Annotated in this window: 22 protein-coding genes; 20 read left to right on the forward strand and 2 right to left on the reverse strand. The window is 32.7% G+C overall.

The genetic code is table 11. From position 1 onward, the window contains the following. Window positions 1-24 precede the first annotated feature (24 nt). Both ACN5J3_RS03260 and ACN5J3_RS03265 read left to right on the forward strand, forming a co-directional pair. Window positions 25-1,119, forward strand: coding sequence for an acyloxyacyl hydrolase (locus ACN5J3_RS03260; protein WP_418510754.1), 1,095 nt, complete (start codon window positions 25-27; stop codon window positions 1,117-1,119). A gap of 1 nt (window position 1,120) precedes the next feature. Continuing rightward, complete coding sequence (locus tag ACN5J3_RS03265) at window positions 1,121-1,867, forward strand: head GIN domain-containing protein (RefSeq protein WP_418510755.1); 747 nt, start codon at window positions 1,121-1,123, stop codon at window positions 1,865-1,867. 6 nt (window positions 1,868-1,873) lie between these two features. Here ACN5J3_RS03265 and gldA read toward each other — a convergent pair whose 3' ends face one another. Then, window positions 1,874-2,767, reverse strand: a complete 894-nt coding sequence (gene gldA / locus ACN5J3_RS03270) for a gliding motility-associated ABC transporter ATP-binding subunit GldA (protein WP_417291299.1) — start codon at window positions 2,765-2,767, stop codon at window positions 1,874-1,876. 348 nt (window positions 2,768-3,115) lie between these two features. Here gldA and ACN5J3_RS03275 point away from each other — a divergent pair, with 348 nt between their 5' ends. The 18 genes from ACN5J3_RS03275 to ACN5J3_RS03360 all read left to right on the forward strand — a co-directional run bounded on the left by ACN5J3_RS03275 (window position 3,116) and on the right by ACN5J3_RS03360 (window position 20,171). After that, window positions 3,116-3,943 carry a prephenate dehydratase gene (locus ACN5J3_RS03275; RefSeq protein ID WP_418510756.1) on the forward strand — a complete coding sequence of 276 codons (828 nt, stop codon included), beginning with the start codon at window positions 3,116-3,118 and terminating at the stop codon, window positions 3,941-3,943. Then, the gene (locus ACN5J3_RS03280) at window positions 3,940-5,085 is read left to right on the forward strand and encodes a pyridoxal phosphate-dependent aminotransferase (protein ID WP_418510757.1); all 1,146 of its coding nucleotides are present in this window, start codon (window positions 3,940-3,942) and stop codon (window positions 5,083-5,085) included. Before ACN5J3_RS03275 ends, ACN5J3_RS03280 begins: the two co-directional genes overlap by 4 nt. Window positions 5,086-5,089: 4 nt before the next feature. Continuing rightward, window positions 5,090-5,941, forward strand: a complete 852-nt coding sequence (locus ACN5J3_RS03285; protein WP_418510758.1) for a prephenate dehydrogenase — start codon at window positions 5,090-5,092, stop codon at window positions 5,939-5,941. Window positions 5,942-6,018: 77 nt separating this feature from the next. After that, window positions 6,019-7,101, forward strand: coding sequence for a chorismate mutase (locus ACN5J3_RS03290; protein WP_418510759.1), 1,083 nt, complete (start codon window positions 6,019-6,021; stop codon window positions 7,099-7,101). A gap of 74 nt (window positions 7,102-7,175) precedes the next feature. Continuing rightward, window positions 7,176-8,126, forward strand: a complete 951-nt coding sequence (gene rsgA, locus ACN5J3_RS03295) for a ribosome small subunit-dependent GTPase A (RefSeq protein WP_417291294.1) — start codon at window positions 7,176-7,178, stop codon at window positions 8,124-8,126. Between the two features lie 3 nt (window positions 8,127-8,129). Beyond that, window positions 8,130-8,582 (forward strand): D-aminoacyl-tRNA deacylase, encoded by a 453-nt coding sequence (dtd, locus tag ACN5J3_RS03300; protein ID WP_418509193.1) that lies wholly within the window; start codon window positions 8,130-8,132, stop codon window positions 8,580-8,582. Window positions 8,583-8,671: 89 nt separating this feature from the next. Continuing rightward, a complete protein-coding gene (locus ACN5J3_RS03305) occupies window positions 8,672-8,998 on the forward strand; it encodes a nucleotide pyrophosphohydrolase (protein WP_417291292.1) in 327 nt (108 codons plus the stop codon). A gap of 4 nt (window positions 8,999-9,002) precedes the next feature. Beyond that, window positions 9,003-10,229: a 3-phosphoshikimate 1-carboxyvinyltransferase gene (locus ACN5J3_RS03310; protein ID WP_418510760.1), complete on the forward strand. Its 1,227-nt coding sequence runs from the start codon at window positions 9,003-9,005 to the stop codon at window positions 10,227-10,229. Between the two features lie 98 nt (window positions 10,230-10,327). Further along, window positions 10,328-11,377: a tRNA preQ1(34) S-adenosylmethionine ribosyltransferase-isomerase QueA gene (gene queA / locus ACN5J3_RS03315; RefSeq protein ID WP_417291290.1), complete on the forward strand. Its 1,050-nt coding sequence runs from the start codon at window positions 10,328-10,330 to the stop codon at window positions 11,375-11,377. Window positions 11,378-11,465: 88 nt separating this feature from the next. Continuing rightward, entirely contained in the window at window positions 11,466-12,506 is a 1,041-nt protein-coding gene (rlmN, locus tag ACN5J3_RS03320; RefSeq protein WP_418510761.1) for a 23S rRNA (adenine(2503)-C(2))-methyltransferase RlmN, read from the forward strand. A 70-nt stretch (window positions 12,507-12,576) separates the two neighbouring features. Further along, the gene (locus ACN5J3_RS03325) at window positions 12,577-12,996 is read left to right on the forward strand and encodes an HYC_CC_PP family protein (protein WP_418510825.1); all 420 of its coding nucleotides are present in this window, start codon (window positions 12,577-12,579) and stop codon (window positions 12,994-12,996) included. 79 nt (window positions 12,997-13,075) lie between these two features. Beyond that, window positions 13,076-13,804 (forward strand): heavy-metal-associated domain-containing protein, encoded by a 729-nt coding sequence (locus ACN5J3_RS03330; protein WP_418510762.1) that lies wholly within the window; start codon window positions 13,076-13,078, stop codon window positions 13,802-13,804. Then, window positions 13,804-16,044, forward strand: a complete 2,241-nt coding sequence (locus ACN5J3_RS03335) for a TonB-dependent receptor (protein WP_418510763.1) — start codon at window positions 13,804-13,806, stop codon at window positions 16,042-16,044. Before ACN5J3_RS03330 ends, ACN5J3_RS03335 begins: the two co-directional genes overlap by 1 nt. 21 nt (window positions 16,045-16,065) lie before the next feature. After that, window positions 16,066-16,419 carry a heavy-metal-associated domain-containing protein gene (locus tag ACN5J3_RS03340; RefSeq protein WP_418510764.1) on the forward strand — a complete coding sequence of 118 codons (354 nt, stop codon included), beginning with the start codon at window positions 16,066-16,068 and terminating at the stop codon, window positions 16,417-16,419. A gap of 184 nt (window positions 16,420-16,603) precedes the next feature. Beyond that, window positions 16,604-17,581, forward strand: coding sequence for a polyprenyl synthetase family protein (locus tag ACN5J3_RS03345; RefSeq protein WP_418510765.1), 978 nt, complete (start codon window positions 16,604-16,606; stop codon window positions 17,579-17,581). A gap of 118 nt (window positions 17,582-17,699) precedes the next feature. Next, the gene (locus ACN5J3_RS03350) at window positions 17,700-18,275 is read left to right on the forward strand and encodes an RNA polymerase sigma factor (RefSeq protein WP_418509197.1); all 576 of its coding nucleotides are present in this window, start codon (window positions 17,700-17,702) and stop codon (window positions 18,273-18,275) included. Beyond that, the gene (locus ACN5J3_RS03355; protein ID WP_418510766.1) at window positions 18,262-19,062 is read left to right on the forward strand and encodes a hypothetical protein; all 801 of its coding nucleotides are present in this window, start codon (window positions 18,262-18,264) and stop codon (window positions 19,060-19,062) included. The genes ACN5J3_RS03350 and ACN5J3_RS03355 overlap by 14 nt, the downstream gene beginning before the upstream one ends. A 29-nt stretch (window positions 19,063-19,091) precedes the next feature. Then, window positions 19,092-20,171 carry a coiled-coil domain-containing protein gene (locus ACN5J3_RS03360; protein ID WP_418510767.1) on the forward strand — a complete coding sequence of 360 codons (1,080 nt, stop codon included), beginning with the start codon at window positions 19,092-19,094 and terminating at the stop codon, window positions 20,169-20,171. A 76-nt stretch (window positions 20,172-20,247) separates the two neighbouring features. Here the strand turns inward: ACN5J3_RS03360 and ACN5J3_RS03365 are convergent, their stop codons facing one another. Further along, a complete protein-coding gene (locus tag ACN5J3_RS03365) occupies window positions 20,248-22,062 on the reverse strand; it encodes a Xaa-Pro dipeptidyl-peptidase (RefSeq protein WP_418510768.1) in 1,815 nt (604 codons plus the stop codon). Window position 22,063: the final 1 nt, after the last annotated feature.

Genomic DNA, 22,063 nt, shown 5'->3' on the forward strand with positions numbered 1-22,063 from the left:
TATTTTTGCGTCATAAGTTAAATTATGAAACGCATTTTTATTGGTATTTTTTGCTTCTTTTTTGGTTTGGGATTTTCTCAAAACGAAAAAACGACAACATCCTCTTTTGATGTCAATTACTTTACAGGAAACATAGTACTTCACAATAATGATATTTTACACCTAATACAAGGGCATCCGGAAGGTGTTATTGTTAGTTGGAATAAAAAAACATTTGGTAATCAAACTTGGGAAGAAGATTATAATTATCCTGACTATGGATTGTCTTTTATTTACCAAGATTTAAAAAATGATGTTTTAGGAGATAATTATTCGTTGTATGCGCATTACAATTTTTATTTCTTAAAGCGAAATTTAATGTTCCGTATTGGTCAAGGTTTGGCCTATAATACCAATCCTTATGATAAAGAGGATAATTTTAAAAATATTGCTTTTGGATCTCGTATTTTAAGTACAACTTACTTAATGCTTAATTATAAGAAAGAATGCTTGTTTGATAAATTTGGCTTGCAAGCCGGGATTAGTTTAATTCATTATTCTAATGCCAATGTTAAAGCGCCAAATACTAGTACAAATACAATAGCATTTAACCTTGGAGTAACTTATAATTTAGAAGATGAGGAGCCAGCATATATTACCAATCATTCAAAAGAAAAATTTACAGAACCAATCAAGTTTAATTTGGTTCTTCGTGGAGGAATCAATGAAAGTGATGTTATAGGAAGTGGGCAGTTTCCTTTTTGGGTAGTATCAGCTTACGCAGATAAAAGATTAGGTCGTAAAAGCGCAGTACAATTAGGAGTAGATGCTTTTTTCTCTGAATTTTTAAAAGAATTAATTTATTACCAATCCGTTTCTGTACCTGAAGAAGGCGTAAGTGGTGATGAAGACTGGAAGCGTATAGGTTTGTTTGCAGGGCACGAGTTATTCATTAATAAAATGTCTTTAGTAACACAGTTTGGATATTATGTCTATTATCCGTTTGATTTTGAGGGTAGAACATATTTGCGAATTGGGTTGAAACGTTATTTTGGAAAAAATATTTTTGCAGGTTTAACCTTAAAATCTCACGGTGCAAAAGCCGAAGCTGTAGAATTAGGAGTAGGAATACGATTGTAATATGAAAAAATCAATATATATACTAGTAGCCATACTTTTTTTAGCATGTAATAGTGAAGATGCTAATGATTGTTTTCAAACCATTGGTAATAAAATACAAGAAGAGATTTCGGTTTCTGATTTTGAACGTATTTTAGTAAACCGAAATGTTTCAGTTGTTTTAAAAGAAGGTTTAAATACAACTGTTGTTGTAGAAACAGGAAGTAACCTAATAAATGATGTGCACGTAGAAGTGGTTGGAAACCAGCTGCAGCTAACAGATGATAATATTTGTAATTTTGTTAGAGAATATGCGCCAACAGTTGTTTATATAACAGCTCCAAATATTAAAGAAATAAGAAGCTCTTCGCAGTATGATATTATTTCTGATGGTGTGTTAACTTATCCAAGTTTGAAACTATTTTCTGAAGATGATAATTATGAAGGAAGTTTTACTGTTGGTGATTTTAGAATGCATATACAAACAACCGAGTTAAGAGCTGTGGCAAACAATTTTTCATCATTTTATATTTCAGGAAATGTTGAAGAGTTATTTGTAGGTTTTTATTCTGGTGCTGGACGTTTTGAAGGTGCTTCATTAATAGCAGAGCATGTTAATGTATATCATCGTGGTAGTAATGATATGATTGTAAATCCGCAACAATCTCTAACAGGAGAATTACGCGGAACAGGTAATTTAATATCGGTAAACCAGCCACCGACTGTTGAGGTACAGCAATTTTACACAGGTAGGCTTATTTTTCAATGAGTTTGATTAACTTGTTAATTCTCTAAATAAACTTTCTAAACTTGCGTTTTTCTGATTTAGTTGCAATATTTTTAAGTCATTATCATGAGCAAAGTCAAAAACGTAAGAGCGCATATCCTTTGAAGTGTCAAATGTGATTTCGTAAATAAAATCGTGTACGTTTTTTACCTTTTTTACATGTGGCAACTTTAGTAAAAAAGCATCTTCTACGCGGTAATCAAACTCAACAACAACAGTTTGTTCTTGACCTTCTCGTAGTTCGCTTAATTTTTTATCAGCAACAATTTCTCCTTTATTAATAATCACAACACGATCGCACATAGCTTCTACCTCTTGCATAATATGTGTAGAAAGAAATATTGTTTTTTCTTTACCTATGGTTTTAATTAAGTGTCTAATGTCTATAAGTTGATTAGGATCTAGCCCAGTTGTAGGTTCGTCTAAAATTAGCACATCAGGATCATGTAATAACGCATTTGCAAGACCAACACGCTGACGGTAACCTTTTGAAAGTTGTCCTATTTTTTTGTGAGATTCAGGAGTTAGTCCTGTGAGCTCAATAACCTCATTAATTCGTGTTTTTTTTACACCATAAACATGTGCATTAAATGTAAGATATTCTTTTACGTATTGATCTAAATATAAAGGGTTGTGTTCAGGTAAATATCCAACACTTTTTTGTACCTGTAATTTGTCTTTTAAAATATGAAACCCATTAACTTTAGCATTGCCTTCGCTTGGGCTTATGTAAGTGGTTAAGATTTTCATCATAGTAGATTTTCCTGCGCCATTTGGCCCTAAAAACCCCACAATTTCAGGTTTACTAACATGAAACGATACATTGTTTAATGCTTTTTGAGAATCATAGAATTTTGAGATGTTTTCTACTTCAATAGACATAGGTTGTTGTTTTTTATGATAAATGACTAGTTGTGTGGTGTATATACTTAAATAGTGCTTTAAAGTACCAAAAATAAGCATAATTGTTTATCTCAACGCATTACGAAAACGTTATATTGCTAAAAGAGTTAAAAAAAGATTTTGTTTTTTCAATTTATTAATTACTTTAGCTGATACAATTATGAAAACAAGCACGAATTTTACATATTTTAATTGGTTTTATTTCTTTTTTAACGAAAGAAACGAGACGTTGTATGTGTAATTTTTAAGCAATACATGATATATAAAGTCTCGATGTTACATCGGGACTTTTTTTTTGATAAAACATAGCGATTTTTAACCAGATATATGATACAATCTATTGCAATACAGGGCGTAAAAGGATCTTTTCATCATATTGTAGCAAAACAATATTTTGGAGACCAAGTAGCTTTAAATGAATGCTTATCTTTTGATAAAGCTGTTCAAAGTCTTTTAGATGCTGATACAGATGCAGTTGTTATGGCGTTAGAAAATTCTATTGCAGGCTCTATAATACCAAATTATGCATTGATTGATACTCATAATTTACATATTGTTGGTGAGCAATATTTAGATATTCAACATCATTTGATGGCATTACCTAATCAATCTGTTAATGATATAAAAGAGGTGTATTCTCATCCTATGGCTTTATTGCAGTGTAAAACTTTTTTTAAAAAACACGCACACATTAAGCTCATAGAAGATAAGGACACTGCTGAAGTTGCTCAACGTATTCAAGAGCAAAAACTATCTGGAGTAGCAGCTGTAGCAAGTAGTCTAGCAGCTGAATTATTTGAGTTGGAAATTCTTGCGGAAAGTATACAAAGTATCAAACAAAACGAAACCCGATTTGTTATAGTAAAACGCACAAATTCTGAAATACCTGAAGCAGATATCAATAAAGCATCTTTAAAGTTTGAATTAGAGCACAAGCGAGGTAGTTTGGCAGCCTTGCTTAATGTAATGAGTGATTGTAAATTGAATTTAACCAAGATTCAATCTTTACCAAAAATTGAAACACCTTGGAAATATGCGTTTTTTATTGATGTTACTTTTAGTGATTACGAAGATTATAAAAAAGCAAAATCTATTATGAATATAATGGCTGAAGATTTTAAAGTTTTGGGAGAGTATAAAAATACAAAACCATGATTGAAGTAGCAAATAGATTACAAACGGTAGAAGAATATTACTTTTCAAAAAAACTTCGAGAAGTTAATTTGCTTAAGGCAAGTGGAAAACCAATAATAAATTTAGGTATTGGCAGTCCAGATTTACAGCCGCCTCAAAAAGTTATTTCTGCTATCACAGAAAGTTTTGCTGATGCTAGAGCAAATCAATATCAAAGTTACCAAGGTTTGCCAGAATTACGAGAAGCCATGACGTCTTTTTACAGAGACCAGTTTGATGTGTATTTAAGTCCAACAACTGAGGTGCTTCCTTTAATGGGTAGTAAAGAAGGTATCATGCATATCTCTATGGCTTTTTTAAATGAAGGAGACGAAGTGTTAATACCAAACCCAGGGTACCCAACCTATACTTCGGTAACAAAATTGGTAGGAGCAGAACCCGTGTTTTATGACCTAAAAGAAGAAACCAATTGGCAACCAGATATAGAGGCTCTAGAGAAGTTAGATTTATCACGTGTAAAAATAATGTGGGTTAATTATCCGCATATGCCAACAGGAGCTAATGCCACCGAAGCTACTTTTACAAAACTAGTAGCGTTTGCAAAAAGGAACAATATTTTAATTGTAAATGACAACCCTTATAGTTTTGTGTTGAATGATTCGCCAAAAAGTATTTTGAGTACACCAGAAGCAAGAGATTGCTGTTTGGAATTAAACTCATTAAGCAAAACATTTAATATGGCAGGTTGGCGAGTAGGCATGGTTTTAGGAAAAACAGACTATATAAATAGCATATTAAAAGTAAAAAGCAATATGGATTCAGGAATGTTTTATGGTATTCAAAAAGGAGCTATTGAAGCTTTGAAATGTTCAAAAATCTGGTATGTGAGTTTAAATAGTGTTTATGAAAGACGCCGAAAACTCATTTGGCAACTAGCCAAAGCATTAAACTGTACATATAGTACCAATACCACAGGAATGTTTGTATGGGCAAAGCTGCCAATATATGTTAAAGCAGAAGAGTTTATAGATTTATTATTAAAAGAGAACCACATTTTTATAGCACCAGGAACCATTTTTGGTAGTAATGGAGAAGGATATGTAAGGTTTTCATTATGTGCAACAACAGAAGATTTAGAAGAAGCTTTAGCAAGAATAAAATAAAAACATGAAAAATATTTACGTCATAGGTGTTGGTTTGATAGGAGGAAGCATTGCAAAAGATATTAAGCGATTAAACCCAGCGATTACAATACATGGTATAGATAAAAATCCAGAACATTTAGAAGAAGCTCTTGCGCTTAACATTATAGATAAAAAAGCCGTGTTAGCTGATGTTGTAAATGCAGATATTGTTATTGTAACCATTCCTGTAGATGCATGCGTTGTGCTATTGCCCGAGATTTTAGATTTAGTTTCTGATGAGACTTTGGTTATGGAGTCTGGCTCAACAAAATTAGATATTTGTAAAGCTGTTGAGAATCATCCAAAACGTCGAAATTTTTTAGCAACACATCCTATAGCAGGTACAGAGTTTTCGGGTCCTAAAGCTGCGATAGAAGGATTATTTAAAGGTAAAACAAATATTATTTGTGAAGTAGAAAAAACAGCTTTCAAACTTCAGGAAAAGGCATTAACCATTTTTAAAATAATGGATATGCGTATTCGCTATATGAATCCAGAAGCACATGATAAACACATTGCTTATGTTTCTCATTTATCTCATATAAGCGCTTTTATGTTGGGTAAAACAGTTATAGAAAAAGAAAAAAACGAACGAGATATTTTTGATTTAGCAGGAAGTGGTTTTGCATCCACAGTACGATTAGCAAAAAGTTCTCCAAAAATGTGGACACCTATTTTTAAGCAAAACAAAGATAATGTCATAGAAACTCTAAACGAGTATATCAATAATCTTACAGCATTTAAAAAAAGAATGGAAGCTGATGATTTTGATGCCATTTTTGATGATATGGAGAGTACCAATCATATAAAAGATATATTAAACGGAATAGAATAAGTACAAACACCAAAATTGAAATTTTTAACAGTTCAAAATATTTAAATAAAATTCAATTTTAGGAATTATAAATAATTATGGAAAACAAAAAAGAGTTAAGAACATGGTTAGATAACCTGCAATTAGACCATCCTTTGGTTATAGCAGGACCATGCAGCGCAGAAACAGAAGAACAAGTTTTAAAAATAGCTCATGAGCTAAAAGACACTGACGTAAACTATTACCGTGCAGGAATTTGGAAACCTAGAACTCGTCCAGGTAATTTTGAAGGTGTTGGTGCTTTAGGTTTAAAATGGTTACAAAAAGTAAAAGCTGAAACAGGATTAAAAACAGCAACCGAAGTAGCAAATAGAGCGCATGTAGAACTAGCTTTAGAACATGATATAGATTTATTATGGATAGGAGCTCGCTCAACAGTTAGCCCGTTTATTGTTCAAGAAATTGCCGATGCTTTAAAAGGAACCGATAAAATAGTTTTAGTAAAAAACCCTGTAAACCCTGATTTACCTTTGTGGTTAGGAGCCATAGAGCGACTAGCTTCATCAGATATTAAAAACCTAGGAGTTATTCATAGAGGATTTTCAACTTATGAAAAAACAAAATACAGAAACAATCCAGAATGGCAGTTGGCAATAGAGTTGCAAACCAAGTTCCCTGATTTACCTTTAATTAGCGATCCTTCACATATCACAGGAAAACGAGATATGATTTTTGATGTATCTCAAACAGCTTTAGATCTTAATTTTGATGGATTAATGATAGAAACCCATCATGATCCAGACAATGCTTGGAGTGATGCTGCACAGCAAGTTACGCCTAGTTCTCTTGTTAATATCATGAAAGATTTAAAAATCAGAAAAGAATCAGATCCTGAAGCAGCTTACAATGATGAGTTAAATAACTTAAGAGCTCAAATAGATGTTGTAGATAATCAAATTATAGAGCTTTTAGGTAAACGCATGAAAGTTGCTGACGGTATTGGTAAACTAAAAAAACAAAAAAATGTAGCTGTTTTACAAAGTAAACGGTGGAATGAAATTTTAGGAAAAATGATTTTAGAAGGAGAAGAAAAAGGTTTAAGTGAGGAGTTTATCTTAAGAATGTTTAAGGCTATTCATCAAGAATCTATAAACCATCAAGAGAAAATAATAAATAGTTAGTAAGACTCGTGTTTTGTAATCGTAAAAGGTTTAAATAATATTGATTATTTTGCAGCAGATAACGTAAACATTTAATGACAGGAACAGTATACAAATCTACAGGAAGTTGGTACAGTGTAAAAAACGAATTAGGCGCTTTTTATAAATGTAGAATAAAAGGAAAATTCCGCATGAAAGGTATAAAAAGTACCAACCCTATAGCTGTTGGTGATCGTGTTGATTTTGAATTAGAAACCAATAATGATGAAACCACAGGTGTCATAAATTTCATTCATGACAGAACCAATTATATTGTTAGAAAATCTGTTAACTTATCAAAGCAAACACATATTATAGCGGCCAATATAGATCAAGTTTTTCTTTTAGTAACTATAGATAACCCGCCAACATTTACAAGCTTTATAGATAGGTTTTTAGTTACTGCCGAAGCATATTCAGTAAAAACAATTTTGCTTTTTAACAAAATAGATACCTATCCGGAAGATACGCTAGATGAGGTAAGATATTTAGCACATGTATATCGAGAAATCGGTTACGAGTGTATTGGTATATCTGCAGCAACAGGAAAAAACATAGATAAGGTAAAAGCCAAAATGATAGGCAAAGTAAGCATGTTTGCTGGGCATTCAGGAGTAGGTAAATCTACACTTGTAAATGCCATAGAACCAGATTTAGATTTAAAAACCAAAGAAATATCAAACCAACATATGCAAGGGCAGCATACAACCACCTTTGCCGAAATGTTTGATTTAAACTTTGATGCAAAAATTATCGACACACCAGGAATAAAAGGATTTGGTGTTGTAGATATGGATAAAGAAGAAGTTGGTGATTATTTTCCAGAGTTTTTTAAACTAAAACAAGACTGTAAATTCAATAATTGTATTCATGTAGATGAGCCTAAATGCGCTGTAAAAGATGCATTAGATCGTGATGAAATAGCCTATTCTAGATATCGCAGTTATATACAAATATTAGAAGGAGAAGACGAACATTACAGAACCGATAATTGGGATAACGAATAAATTATGCGAGCAGTAATACAGCGTGTTTCTCAAGCCAACGTGGTTATAGAAGGAAACCAAGTTGCAACAATAGAAAAAGGTGTTCTTATTTTGTTAGGCATTGTTGCAGATGACACCCATGATGACGTAAAATGGCTGTCTAACAAAATAACCAATATGCGTATTTTTCCTGACGACAAAAATGTTATGAATGTATCTCTTTTAGATTCAGGAGGAGACGCTATTGTTGTAAGCCAATTTACACTACACGCAAGTACAAAAAAAGGAAACAGACCAAGTTATATTAAAGCAGCAAAGCCAGATATAGCCATTCCTTTGTATAAAACTTTTGTAAAACAGTTAGAAACAGATTTAAACAAAAGTGTGCAAACAGGAGAATTTGGTGCTGATATGAAAGTGTCTTTACTTAACGATGGTCCAGTCACTATTATAGTAGATACAAAAAATAAAGAATAAAATAAGGAGCAATACCCGCTTTCGGTAGTCGCTTTTTACAATGTAAAAGAGCTCCAACAACTACCTCAATCGGGGCTAAAAAATACAGTATGAATATACAAAACGCACAAAAAATAGTAGATAACTGGATACAAACACATGGCGTTCGCTATTTTAATGAACTAACAAATATGGCTCAACTCACAGAAGAAGTGGGCGAAGTAGCACGTATTATTGCGCGTCGTTATGGCGAGCAAAGCGAAAAAGAAAGCGATAAAGACAAAGATTTAGGAGAAGAACTCGCAGATGTTGTTTTTGTAGTACTATGTCTGGCAAATCAAACAGGTATTGACTTGCAAGAAGCTTTTGATAAAAAAATGGATAAAAAAACCAAACGAGATCACGATAGGCACCATAACAACGAAAAGCTAAAATAACAGTATGGATGTTTTTTTAAGGAAGTCTAAACTAAATAGCCAGTCAAAAATTATAATATCCGGCTCAAAAAGTGAGTCTAACAGGTTGTTGCTTTTACAGGCATTATATTCAGAAATAGACATTGATAATCTGTCAGATTCTGATGACTCTGTTGTGATGCAAAATGCATTAAAAACAACAGATACTATTATAGATATTCATCATGCTGGTACTGCAATGCGATTTCTTACAGCGTATTTTGCTACTCAAAATAAACGTGAAGTTGTGTTGACTGGTTCTCAACGTATGAAAGAAAGGCCAATAAAAATTTTGGTAGATGCATTAACTTCTTTGGGAGCCAATATTAGCTATTTAGAAAATCAAGGATGTCCACCGTTAAAAATAACAGGAAACGAATTAACAGCTAGTAAAGTAACACTTAAGGCTAATGTAAGTAGTCAATATATTTCAGCTTTGTTGCTTATAGCACCTAGTTTAAAAAGTGGTTTAGAGATTACGTTAGACGGAGAAATAACTTCTGTGCCTTATATAAAAATGACGCTAGCGCTTCTTAATCAAGTAGGTATAGAAACAACTTTTGAAGGTCAAAAAATATCTGTTAAGCCTATGAAAGAGGTGGAAGAAAAAACACTAACAGTAGAATCAGACTGGTCTTCAGCATCGTATTTTTATAGTTTAATAGCATTAAGCGATCTAGAAACACAAATAACAATATCTTCCTATAAAAAAGATAGTCTTCAAGGCGATTCTGTGTTGGAAGATATATATAAACATTTTGGAGTTGAAACTACTTTTAATGGACACAATATCACACTTAAAAAAGTTTCAAATCCAAGTACTCAAGCAGCTATACAGTTAGATTTAGCAAATGCTCCGGATATTGCTCAAACAATTTCAGTAACCTGTTTTGGATTAGGAATAGCATGTTATTTAACAGGCTTGCATACACTTAAAATTAAGGAAACCGATAGGTTGTCAGCTTTAAAAATTGAATTAGAAAAACTAGGCGCAGAGGTTTTAATTACAGATAATAGTCTAAAACTAGCAAAGTCAAATACTATAAAAAGTAATGTGGCTATAGATACTTACAACGATCATAGAATGGCTATGGCATTTGCTCCATTGGCTTTAAAAACAGATTTGAGAGTTAATGACGCTGCTGTTGTTTCAAAATCTTATATCGCCTTTTGGGAGCACTTAAAAGCAGTTGGAATTCAAATATCTCAATAATAATTGCTTAAATACTTGACAACCGCTACTTTCAGATTGTATATTTGCAGTCCTTTTGAAAAGAAGGATTTAATTTTTACATAAATATTTTATCGCATATGAAATTATCACACTTTAATTTTGACCTTCCTAACGAGTTATTAGCAGAATATCCTTCAGAGCATAGAGATGAAGCACGTTTAATGGTTTTAAATAGAGAAAAACAAACTATTGAGCACAAGCTTTTTAAAGATCTTATAGACTATTTTAATGAGGACGATGTTATGATTCTTAATAACACCAAAGTTTTTCCAGCAAGACTTTTTGGTAATAAAGAAAAAACAGGAGCAAGAATTGAAGTATTCTTATTAAGAGAGTTGAATGAAGAGCAACGTCTTTGGGATGTATTAGTAGATCCTGCTAGAAAAATAAGAATTGGTAATAAACTTTATTTTGGTGATGATGAAACATTAGTAGCTGAAGTTATAGATAATACAACCTCTAGAGGGCGTACACTACGTTTTTTATATGATGGTTCTTACAGAGATTTCAGAATGAAATTAAAAGAACTAGGAGAAACACCTTTACCAAAATATATAAAAAGAGAGGTAGAGCCAGAAGATGAAGAGCGCTATCAAACAATTTTTGCTAAAAATGAAGGAGCTGTTGCTGCTCCAACTGCCGGATTACACTTCTCAAAACATTTATTAAAACGTTTAGAAATAAAAGGTGTGAACTTTGCAGAAGTAACATTACACGTAGGTTTAGGTACGTTTAACCCAGTTGAGGTTGAAGATTTATCTAAACACAAAATGGATAGCGAAGAAATTATTATTGACGGAAATGCAGTAAATACCATAAATACAGGTATAAAAAATAAGCGCCGCATTTGTGCTGTAGGAACAACAGTAATGCGTGCAGTAGAAAGCTCGGTGTCATCTAGTGGAACACTAAATGAGTTTGACGGATGGTCTAATAAATTTATTTTCCCTCCTTATGATTTTAGCATAGCTAATAGTATGATTACTAACTTTCACACACCTAAATCAACATTGTTAATGATGGTTTCTGCATTTGCAGGACATGATTTTGTGAAAAAAGCATACGAAGAAGCTGTAAAAGAAAAATACAAATTTTATAGTTATGGAGATGCAATGCTAATCCTATAACGTAATTTTTAAAATAAAAAACCAAGCCTTGTTTTTATAGCAAGGCTTTTTTAATTTATAATCTACTACCTTTGTGGTCTTATAGCAAATGGAAACTAAAAAGAAAGACATACGCGCATTAACTAAAGAGCAACTTCGAGAATTCTTTGTTCAACAAGGCGATAAAGCCTTTAGAGGAAATCAAGTTTATGAGTGGCTTTGGAGCAAGTCTGCACATCATTTTGATGACATGACTAATATTTCAAAGCAAACGCGAGATATGTTAGATGCAAATTTTGTAATCAACCATATAGAAGTAGATGCAATGCAAAAAAGTAGTGATGGTACTATAAAAAATGCAGTGCGTTTGCATGACGGATTGATTGTAGAGTCTGTTTTGATTCCTGCAAAAAACAGAACAACGGCCTGTGTTTCTAGTCAGGTAGGTTGTAGTTTAGATTGTAAATTTTGTGCAACTGCTAGGTTAAAAAGAATGCGTAATCTTAATCCTGATGAAATTTATGATCAGGTTGTTGCTATTGACCAAGAAAGTAGATTGTATCACGATAGGCCATTGAGTAATATTGTTTTTATGGGTATGGGAGAACCACTCATGAACTATAACAATGTGTTAAAAGCTATAGATAAAATAACATCTCCTGAAGGGTTAGGAATGTCTCCAAAGCGTATTGTAGTGTCAACATCAGGAGTTCCTAAAATGATAAAAAAAATGGCAGATGAAGAAGTAAAGTTTAAGCTTGCTGTTTCCTTGCATTCTGCTATAGATGAAGTAAGAACCTCTATCATGCCATTTAACGCAACATTTCCATTATCCGACTTACGTGAGTCACTACAATATTGGTACGCCAAGACTAAAAACAGGATTACCTATGAGTATGTTGTTTGGAGAGGTATTAACGACAAACGAAAAGATGTTGATGCACTTGTAGAGTTTTGCAAGTTTGCCCCAAGTAAGGTAAATCTTATAGAATATAATCCTATTGATGATGGAGAGTTTCAACAAGCAAATAATGAAGCTTTAGACATGTATGTAAATGTTTTAGAAAAAAATAATATAACAGTTACAGTAAGGCGTTCTCGAGGAAAAGATATTGATGCTGCCTGTGGTCAGTTAGCCAATAAGTCATAATTTTTTTAAGACTAAAATGTTAATCCTTTTTTAAAATCACTAAAAAAGTCACCTTTTTTGTATTTTTGCAATAATGAAAGCTGTATTAAATAAAATATTTTCAGTGACGTTAGCACTTTTAGTGTTGTTTTCAACAGTGTCTTTTACTGTAGAAAAGCACTTTTGTGGAGATGTTCTTGTTGATATGGCTATGTTTTCTGAAGCACAAAAATGTGTGTCAGATATTCAATTGTCTAGCATAGAAAAGGCACAAATTTCAAAAAAGAACTGTTGTAAGGATACTGTTGATTTTGTGAAAGGTCAAAGTGAATTACAAATAAAAACATTTTCCGATTTAAGTATTAGCAAACAGGCAATACTTTCAGCATATGTTTACACATTTATCAACCTTTTTGAGGGACTGCCAGAGCAAATAATTCCTCATAAAGATTATTCTCCGCCAAACTTGGTTGCAGACATACAAGTTCTGGATCAGGTTTTCATCATTTGATTTATTAGTAATATTTAAGTTTTTAAAAAGGTATTAAATGTACATTTAATACTAATTACTAATATTTTAAAAAATCATCATGACACATACATATAATGTTACAGGTATGACCTGTAATGGTTGTAAAGCCAAAGTAGAAAGTAACTTACAGGCTTTAGAACACGTGAATAATGCTTCAGTCAATTTAGAAGCAGGAGATGTTACAGTTACAATGTCTTCTCATATTTCTATTCAAGAGTTGCAAAAAGCATTACCAGATAAATACAAAATAAGTCTTAAGCAAGAAAAAAATGTTTTTGCTTCAAGCGAAACACATCAAAAATCAGATAGTGAGTTAAAACAATTGTTTCCACTGTTTTTAATTTTTGGATATATTACAATAGCTTCAATTTTACTAAACTATGATTCTTGGGATTGGAGTCTGTTTATGTTAGATTTTATGGGGCTTTTTTATATCGTATTTAGCTTTTTTAAATTGCTAGATTTAAAAGGGTTTCCTGAAAGTTTCAGAATGTACGATCCGTTAGCCAAAGCTGTTCCTGTTTACGGTTGGGTATACCCGTTTATAGAAACAGTATTAGGACTCATGTTTTTAATGCGTATTCAAATTCCATTAGCATTAATAGTTACACTGGTTATTCTTGGTATAACAACAGTTGGTGTTACAAAGGCGCTATTTAGTAAGCAAACAATTCAATGTGCTTGTTTAGGTACTGCCTTAAAGTTACCAATGACCAAAGCAACCTTTATTGAGAATTCAATCATGATAATCATGGCAATTTTAATGCTTGTAAACCTTTATTTATAATGAAACAACTATTATATATACTTTTAGTATTACCAATAGTTTGCTTTTCTCAAGATAAAATAAAGGGAACTATTATGGAAACCGATGCTAATAACAAATCTATACCGCTTTCTGGGGCTAACTTGCATTGGTTGGATACAACTGTTGGTGCTGTAGCAGATTTTGATGGAAATTTTACTATAGGTTACAAACCAGAATATAAAAAGCTAATAGTAAGTTTTGTGGGCTATAAAACAGATACATTAACAATTACTAATCCTCAAAAAGCCGTAAAGCACACTTTAAAAAGTACAAGTGATTTAGATGAGGTTGTTATTACATCTAGAAAGCAAGCAACATCAAAATCCTATTTGAGTGCTCAAAACGTTATAAACGTTAGTAGTGATGAGTTGTTAAAAGCGGCTTGTTGTAACCTGTCAGAGAGCTTTGAAACCAATCCGTCTATAGATGTAAATTTTGCAGATGCTGTTTCAGGAACACGACAAATTAAAATGTTAGGACTTACAAGTCCTTATATTCTTATAGTTAATGAGAGCATTCCTTCAATTAGAGGTGCATCGCAAGCGTACGGATTAAGTTTTATTCCAGGAACTTGGGTAGAGAGCATTCAAATAACAAAAGGTGCAGGCAGCGTGGTTAATGGTTATGAAAGTATTGCAGGGCAAATTAATACCGAGCTTCAAAAACCCGCATCAGATGACAACTTATTTGTAAACCTTTATGGTGCTTCAAATGAACGTGTTGAGCTTAATACACATTTTAATACCAAAGTAAGTGATAAGTGGCATACAGGATTATATGTGCACGGTAATAGACATAATAAAAAGCATGATGTAAATGACGATGGATTTATGGATATGCCTTTATACAATCAAATAAACATAATGAATCGCTGGCAGTATACCAATGCTGAAAAAGGCTTTGTAAGCTTTATTAATTTGAGATATTTAAATGATGAGAAACAAACCGGACAGATTAATTTTAATCCTGATACAGATAAATTAACTACCAATGCATGGGGAAGTGAGATTGATACCAGACGTTATGAGATTTCGGCAAAATTAGGTTATGTAAATCCAGAAATTCCTTGGCAAAGTATAGGCTTACAAACAGCTTTCAGCAACCATCAGCAAGACTCTTATTTTGGATTAAACTTATATAATATTACTCATAATAGCGTATTTGCAAATGCAATTTATAACTCTATTATAAGCGATTCAAGACATAAAATAAAAACAGGTGTAAGTTATACCTATGATCATTATGATGAATTGGTAAACACATCAGATTTTGAGAGAACAGAAACGTCAGTTGGTGCTTTTTTTGAGTATAATTTTGATAATTTAGAAAAACTTAATTTTTCTGCAGGCTTGCGTATTGATCAGCATAACTTGCTAGGCTTTTTTGTAACACCTAGGTTACATGTAAAATATACACCTTGGGAAAAATCAGCATTTAGACTTTCAGCCGGAAGAGGAAAGCGAAGTGCAAATATTTTTACAGAAAATCAAAGCATATTTGCAACATCAAGACAGATAAATATATTAAATACAACGGGTAAAATTTATGGGTTAGATCCAGAAATAGCTTGGAATTATGGTGTTTCATATTTGCAAGGGTTTAACTTGTTTGGAAGAAAAGCTGATGTAACGTTTGATTTTTATAGAACCGATTTTCAAAATCAAATAGTTGTAGATTATGAAAATCCACAAGAAGTGAATTTTTATAACTTAACAGGTTCAAGTTATGCTAATAGTTTTCAAACAGAAATAAACTATAATATGTTTCAGCATTTTGATGTGCGATTAGCATATAAGTATTATGAGGTGAAAACAGATTATCTGACAGGAAAATTTGATAGACCGTTAACGCCAAAACATCGTTTTTTTGCAAACGCATCTTATGAAACTCTGTTGAAAGAAAACGGTAGTCAGTGGAGATTTGATGCTACTTTTAATTGGTTAGGTAAACAGCGTTTTTCTTCAACAAAGAGCAATCCGTTGCAATATCAATTAGGAGATTATACACCAACAGTAAGTACGTTAAATGCTCAAGTAACAAAAGTGTTTTCTCCAAAATTTGAAATATATTTAGGAGGTGAAAACATTACTAATGTAAGACAGAGTAATCCTGTAATTGGAGCTGATGATCCTTTTGGTTCAAGTTTTGATACAACATTTGTATATGGTCCAATTTTTGGAAGTATGTGTTATGCAGGTTTACGATTTAAAATAAAATAATAACAAACAACAATTAAAATTATGAAAAATGTATTTGTAGTCGTTGTCTTTTTTATGACAACATTATCATTTGCACAAAACAAAAATGCTAAAGCTACTCTAGAAGTAGATGGTGTTTGTATGATGTGTAAAGACAGAATAGAAAAAGCAGCTATAAAATCAAAAGGCGTTAAAAGTGCTGTTTGGAGTGTAGATACGCACGAACTAAAATTGATTTTTGACGAAAGAAAAACAAACCTAGAAGCAATAGAAAAAAGTGTTGCAAGTGTAGGTCATGATACTAAAAATGTAAAAGCAGACGATGATGTTTATAATAATATAAACCCATGCTGTAAGTATCGTGATGAGCAAGTAGTAAAAGACCATCAAGATTAACATCTTGATGGCCTAAAAAATTTAAAGGGTGGTTTTTTTCTAAATATTGATGTCTAATTTTTTTAATTATTGAGAGGTTAAGATTGCAAAATTTAAGACACAGGAAAATTCATTTAAATGTTGAATAGTATATAACAAGGTTTTTTAGTAGGTTTGTTATTAGATTAATTCTCTACTATTCAATTTGAAAATTGTTGAACAAATAAAGCAGCCTATTGCATTTGAAATGGAACTTTTTGAGCAAAAGTTTCAACTCTCAATGTCTTCAAAAGTTGCGCTTCTTAATCGCATTACACATTACATAGTAAACCGCAAAGGAAAACAAATGCGACCTATGTTTGTGTTTTTAGTGGCTAAAATGGTATCTAACGGAGAGGTTAGTGAGCGTACTTATCGCGGTGCTTCTGTTATTGAGTTAATTCACACAGCAACTTTAGTGCATGATGATGTGGTTGATGATAGTAACAGGCGCAGAGGATTCTTTTCTATAAATGCTTTATGGAAAAATAAAATAGCCGTTTTAGTTGGTGATTATTTGCTATCAAAAGGGTTGCTTCTTTCTATAGATAATAATGATTTTGACTTACTGAAAATCATATCTATTGCTGTTAGAGAAATGAGTGAAGGTGAGTTGCTTCAAATAGAAAAAGCCAGAAAATTAGATATAACCGAAACGGTTTATTACGAAATTATTCGTCAAAAAACAGCCACGCTTATTGCTGCTTGTTGTAGTTTAGGGGCAGCCTCTGTAAAACCAGATTCACCAGATATAGAGACTATGCGAAAGTTTGGTGAGCTTATCGGTATGGCTTTTCAAATAAAAGATGATTTGTTTGATTATGGCGAAGAGAAAATAGGCAAACCAACAGGCATTGATATAAAAGAGCAAAAAATGACTTTGCCGCTTATTTATGTTTTAAACAACGCTTCAAAAAAAGATAAAAAGTGGCTTATCAACTCTATAAAAAACCATAATCGTGATAAAAAGCGTGTAGCTCAAGTAGTGGCTTTTGTAAAGCAACATGGAGGTTTAGTGTATGCTATTTCAAAAATGAAAACTTTCCAATCAGAAGCTTTACAATTATTACAAAAATATCCAGAGTCTGAATACAGAAGTGCTTTAGAGCTTATGGTTAATTACGTTATTGATAGAAAAAAGTAATTTTTCAAAACAGGTAATTCGCTTTTAATCAGTGTTTTGTATTTAGTAATGAATTATTTTTTTTCATTCCCAAGCAACCATTTGTGTCAAATTTGCGTCTTTATAAATAGAAGCCTAAATGAAACCGCTTTTGAAAGTCATACAGTTATACAAAAACGAAACGGTGCTTATAAAAAAAGCCATAAAAAACAATCGTGAAGCGCAGCACGTATTGTTTACTATGCACGCACCAAAAATGTTAAGTGTATGCAGGTATTACATAAAAGATGTTCATCACGCAGAAGAAGTGATGTTAAACGGTTTTTTAAAAGTGTTTTCTAGTCTTAAAACATTTAAGAATCAAGGAAGTTTTGAAGGATGGATACGTCGTATCATGGTAAGAGAATCAATCTCGTATTTAAGACAGAAAAAATCGATAGAGTTTTCATCAGATAGTATTGAGGATTATAATGAGTACGATAATAATATCAAAACCAATATTGAGGTAGCAGATATTCAACAACTCATAGATATGCTTCCAGAAGGTTACAAGATGGTATTTGTTATGTATGCAGTTGAAGGCTATAAACACCATGAAATAGCAGAAATGCTACAAATATCTGAAGGCACATCAAAATCACAATTGTTTAAAGCTAGAAAACTCTTGCAAGAACAAATTAACAAACGAAACAAAACAAACAATGGCACCAATTAAATTTGAAGAGGAATTAAAAGAGAAGCTGGAGCAGCGTACCATTGAACCATCTAGTGATGCATGGGAATCTTTGGCGCACAAACTAGATAATCAAAAGAGTAATCAGAATAAAAAAGTATTTTGGTGGATAGGTATAGCGGCAAGTGTAGTAGGTGTTCTTTTAGTTACAACCATATTTTTCAATAAACCTGAAAATCAGGAAGTAAAAGTAACAGACGTTAATAACGTAGATGTTGAAGCTAAATCAAATGAGAAACATAGTATTGCTTTAGAGGAAAATGAAACAGAAATTATTGAAGAAGCACCTATTACAAATAAGAAAAACACTGAAATTGTATTTACAGCTCCTAAAAAGGTAGTTCAACAAAAAGAAAAGAGCTCGCAACTTGATAAACAAAGAAATACTATCAGTCAGCAAGCACAAAAGGGCATTGCTAATGTTAATGTAAACGAAATAGGAGAAACTACAATTAAAACCAACCCAGAAACATCTTTAACTCCTGAAGCGTTGAGTGTACAGGAAGTTGTAGCACAAATACAAGAGTTGAAAGAAGAAAAAAACCATGTAACAGATGCTGAAATAGATAAATTGCTAGAAGATGCCGAGAAAAAAATAAAGAAACGAAAGCACGATTACTACATAAAAGAAACTAATAAGGTAGACGCAACGGCCTTGCTTCAAGATGTAGAAGAAGGTATTGAGCAGTCATTTAGAGATAAGGTTTTTGAAGCTTTAAAAACAGGTTATGATAAGGTGAAAACTGCAGTCGCCGAACGTAACGATTAAACATATAATCAATTAAAAAACAAACAGTTATGCAAACAATTACCAAGTATTTAGCACTTATAGTGCTAGCGTTAGCTATGCAATTTGCTAATGCGCAGGAAGTAAAAAACGAAGAACAATTAGAGCAACTTGAGACTCAAAAAGAGGTTGTTAAAACAGAAGAAAAGAATCTGCTAAAAGAAGAAGTTGAAGCAATAAACAAACGTTTAGACGCCAATGAAATCTCACAAAACGAAGCAGATAGCCTTAAGCAGCAAGCAGCTGAAAAACATGCTTTAAATATTGAAAATAGATTGGCGATTATAGAAAACAGAATCGCTTTATTAAAACGAAATAACTCTGTAACTCAAGATACAGGTGCTAATTTAGATGGATATGTAATTGAGATTGGAACATCTGAAGATAATGATGTATACGATTCTAAAAGTATTTATATAGGGCCAAAAAAAAGAAAAACACCTAAAAAGTATGATAGACGTACAACGAGTGATTTAGTTTTTGCAATCGGTTTTAATAATGCTATCATAGAAGGCGAATCTTTAAACGATTCACCTTACAAAATAGGAGGTTCAGGTTTTGTTGAGCTTGGTTGGGCTTGGAAAACCAGAGTGTTTAAAAATACTAATGCTGTACGTTTTAAATACGGGTTATCTATGCAATGGAACAAATTAAATATTAAAGACAATCAATACTTTAGTGAAGTAAATGACGTAGTAAGTCTTCAAACATTTCCTGTTCCAGTAAAAAAATCAAAATTTAGAACAACTAATCTAGTGGTACCTGTACATTTTGAATTTGGTCCATCAAAAAAAATAGAAAAGGAAGATTATTTTAGATATTCAACATATAGAAAATTTAAGATTGGCGTTGGTGCTTTTGGAGGTGTTAATATAAATGCAATTCAAAAAGTAAAGTATAAATTAGATGGAGATAGAGAAAAAGATAAGTACAAAGATTATAATGTAAACAATTTTGTTTATGGTTTAAGTACGTATGTTTCTTGGGGAAATGTAGGGATTTATGCTAAATATGATTTGTCTCCAATTTTTAAAGACCAAGTAGTAGATCAAAATAACATATCGTTAGGAATTCGTTTCGATATGGATTAGTGTTAATCAATATTCAGAATTAGTTACAAAAAAGGCTTCACTATTGTGAAGCCTTTTTTTACTTTTTAATCTTTGTCTAAAACGGAAGTTTTCCGCCAACAACAGGTAATTCTAAAATAGTGCTATCTAAATCTATAGTTAATTCAGTGCCTGGTTTTGGGAGTAATGTAAATTGACTGTCACTTGAAAAAATCATTAAGCCAATTTGTTGTCCTTTTTTTATAATTTGATCATCAGGTTGCAAATCAAAACTCATTTCATAAAATTTCCCTGGAGATAATGGCTCACTTTCGGTAAGCGATTTGTAGTTCTGCGGATCTGCCCAACCTCGCGTAATAATATTGTCTGTTATTTTTGCTTTAGCATCCTCATTCCAAGGTAAGGAAACTAACCATACAGATAAGTTTGCAGCAGGTTTGCTACTTGCTAATTTTATAGAAATTTTGGCTACGCCTGAAATATGAACATCTTCAGTAAGTGTAGGAGATGTATAAAGTAGTCTGTGATTAGAGTTTTTTGCAGTAGCTAAATCTTTTCCAGATATAGAAGCGTCATCAACCAAAGTTTCAGAACCTTGATTGTTTTGGGTTTTAGTAGATAAGGAGCCATGTTCTTGTCCGCCTTTACCTAAATGCAATGTTACTTGTTTGGCTTCTGGGTTTGGGTAATCTTCATAAGCTGTTGGGCTTTTTATATCGTCATACTCACGAACAATCCATGCTTTTTTATCATTTTCTACGCCATTTTCAATACCGTGTAAGTAGCGTGTAAACCATTTGTTCATCATAGAAATAGGAGGTGGTCCGCCATGACCAAACTGATGGTAATATATTTGTGCTGGAAGTCCTTTTTCTTTTGCCGCTTTGTAAATTCTATAACTGTGTTCTGGCATAACATTCCAATCGTTAAAGCCATGAGACATTAAAAGCGCAGCTTTCATAGGTTTCATATCATTTAAATAATCTCTTCCGGCCCAAAAATCATTATAATCACCTGTGGCTCTATCCATGCCGTTTTTTAATTCAGTATCCCTAACAGTTTTGTTGTTATACGCACGTTTAGATTCGTCGCCGCTATGAATAAAATCATATAATACATCAATATCTTCACCAAGATATCCGCCTGGAGATCGTACTAATCCGTTAGAACGGTAATAGTGATAGTAAGATGTGTTAGGAGCAACAGGAATTATAGCCTCAAGGCCATCAACGCCAGTTGTAGCTGCGGCTAAAGGTAAAGTTCCGTTATACGATGTTCCTGTCATGCCTACTTTTCCGGTACTCCAAAAAGCTTCAACTGTTTCGTTGCCATCAGGTGTTGTGTAACCTTTGGCGCGACCGTTTAACCAATCAATAACAGCTTTAGGAGCTAAAGATTCGTTGTCGCCACCAACTGTTGGAGCGCCTTGTGATAGTCCAGTTCCTGGAGAAGATGAATGTACAACAATGTATCCACGAGGAACCCATGTTCTAATTTGTGAGTTTGAAATAATTGGTCGTTTCCCTCTGCGTTTTACTTCTGGGTGTACACGCTCTTCAGCTGTTTCTCCTAACTCATGATGAACATTCCAAAAAAGCCCATCAACACTTTTTGCAACGCCAGCATAATAAGGACTGGTTTCATATACAATAGGTAGTTTTAAGCCTTCGGTGTCAGTTTGTTTTGGCCTGGTTACATCTACGTGCATGCGGTCTAGTTTGCCATCGCCATCGGTGTCAAATGTGGTCTCTACCCAAAGGTCATGACGAATCCAGTCGTCAGGATTGTTAAATTCAGGAACAATTTGAGCTTCGCCATTTTCAAAAATGGGAGTTGCTTTTTCTTGAGCATGAGAGTAAGTAAAACTTCCTATTAAAAAGGCTAATAAGAAGTATTTGTTGTGTTTTTTCATA

This window comes from Corallibacter sp. (assembly GCF_048381695.1).
GTDB lineage: Bacteria > Bacteroidota > Bacteroidia > Flavobacteriales > Flavobacteriaceae > Corallibacter > Corallibacter vietnamensis.

Coding starts and splice junctions, on each gene's coding strand:
- ACN5J3_RS03260 (WP_418510754.1), top strand. CDS start 25: ATGAAACGCATTTTTATTGGTATTTTTTGCTTCTTTTTTGGTTTGGGA.
- ACN5J3_RS03265 (WP_418510755.1), top strand. CDS start 1,121: ATGAAAAAATCAATATATATACTAGTAGCCATACTTTTTTTAGCATGT.
- gldA (WP_417291299.1), bottom strand. CDS start 2,767: ATGTCTATTGAAGTAGAAAACATCTCAAAATTCTATGATTCTCAAAAA.
- ACN5J3_RS03275 (WP_418510756.1), top strand. CDS start 3,116: ATGATACAATCTATTGCAATACAGGGCGTAAAAGGATCTTTTCATCAT.
- ACN5J3_RS03280 (WP_418510757.1), top strand. CDS start 3,940: ATGATTGAAGTAGCAAATAGATTACAAACGGTAGAAGAATATTACTTT.
- ACN5J3_RS03285 (WP_418510758.1), top strand. CDS start 5,090: ATGAAAAATATTTACGTCATAGGTGTTGGTTTGATAGGAGGAAGCATT.
- ACN5J3_RS03290 (WP_418510759.1), top strand. CDS start 6,019: ATGGAAAACAAAAAAGAGTTAAGAACATGGTTAGATAACCTGCAATTA.
- rsgA (WP_417291294.1), top strand. CDS start 7,176: ATGACAGGAACAGTATACAAATCTACAGGAAGTTGGTACAGTGTAAAA.
- dtd (WP_418509193.1), top strand. CDS start 8,130: ATGCGAGCAGTAATACAGCGTGTTTCTCAAGCCAACGTGGTTATAGAA.
- ACN5J3_RS03305 (WP_417291292.1), top strand. CDS start 8,672: ATGAATATACAAAACGCACAAAAAATAGTAGATAACTGGATACAAACA.
- ACN5J3_RS03310 (WP_418510760.1), top strand. CDS start 9,003: ATGGATGTTTTTTTAAGGAAGTCTAAACTAAATAGCCAGTCAAAAATT.
- queA (WP_417291290.1), top strand. CDS start 10,328: ATGAAATTATCACACTTTAATTTTGACCTTCCTAACGAGTTATTAGCA.
- rlmN (WP_418510761.1), top strand. CDS start 11,466: ATGGAAACTAAAAAGAAAGACATACGCGCATTAACTAAAGAGCAACTT.
- ACN5J3_RS03330 (WP_418510762.1), top strand. CDS start 13,076: ATGACACATACATATAATGTTACAGGTATGACCTGTAATGGTTGTAAA.
- ACN5J3_RS03335 (WP_418510763.1), top strand. CDS start 13,804: ATGAAACAACTATTATATATACTTTTAGTATTACCAATAGTTTGCTTT.
- ACN5J3_RS03340 (WP_418510764.1), top strand. CDS start 16,066: ATGAAAAATGTATTTGTAGTCGTTGTCTTTTTTATGACAACATTATCA.
- ACN5J3_RS03350 (WP_418509197.1), top strand. CDS start 17,700: ATGAAACCGCTTTTGAAAGTCATACAGTTATACAAAAACGAAACGGTG.
- ACN5J3_RS03355 (WP_418510766.1), top strand. CDS start 18,262: ATGGCACCAATTAAATTTGAAGAGGAATTAAAAGAGAAGCTGGAGCAG.
- ACN5J3_RS03360 (WP_418510767.1), top strand. CDS start 19,092: ATGCAAACAATTACCAAGTATTTAGCACTTATAGTGCTAGCGTTAGCT.
- ACN5J3_RS03365 (WP_418510768.1), bottom strand. CDS start 22,062: ATGAAAAAACACAACAAATACTTCTTATTAGCCTTTTTAATAGGAAGT.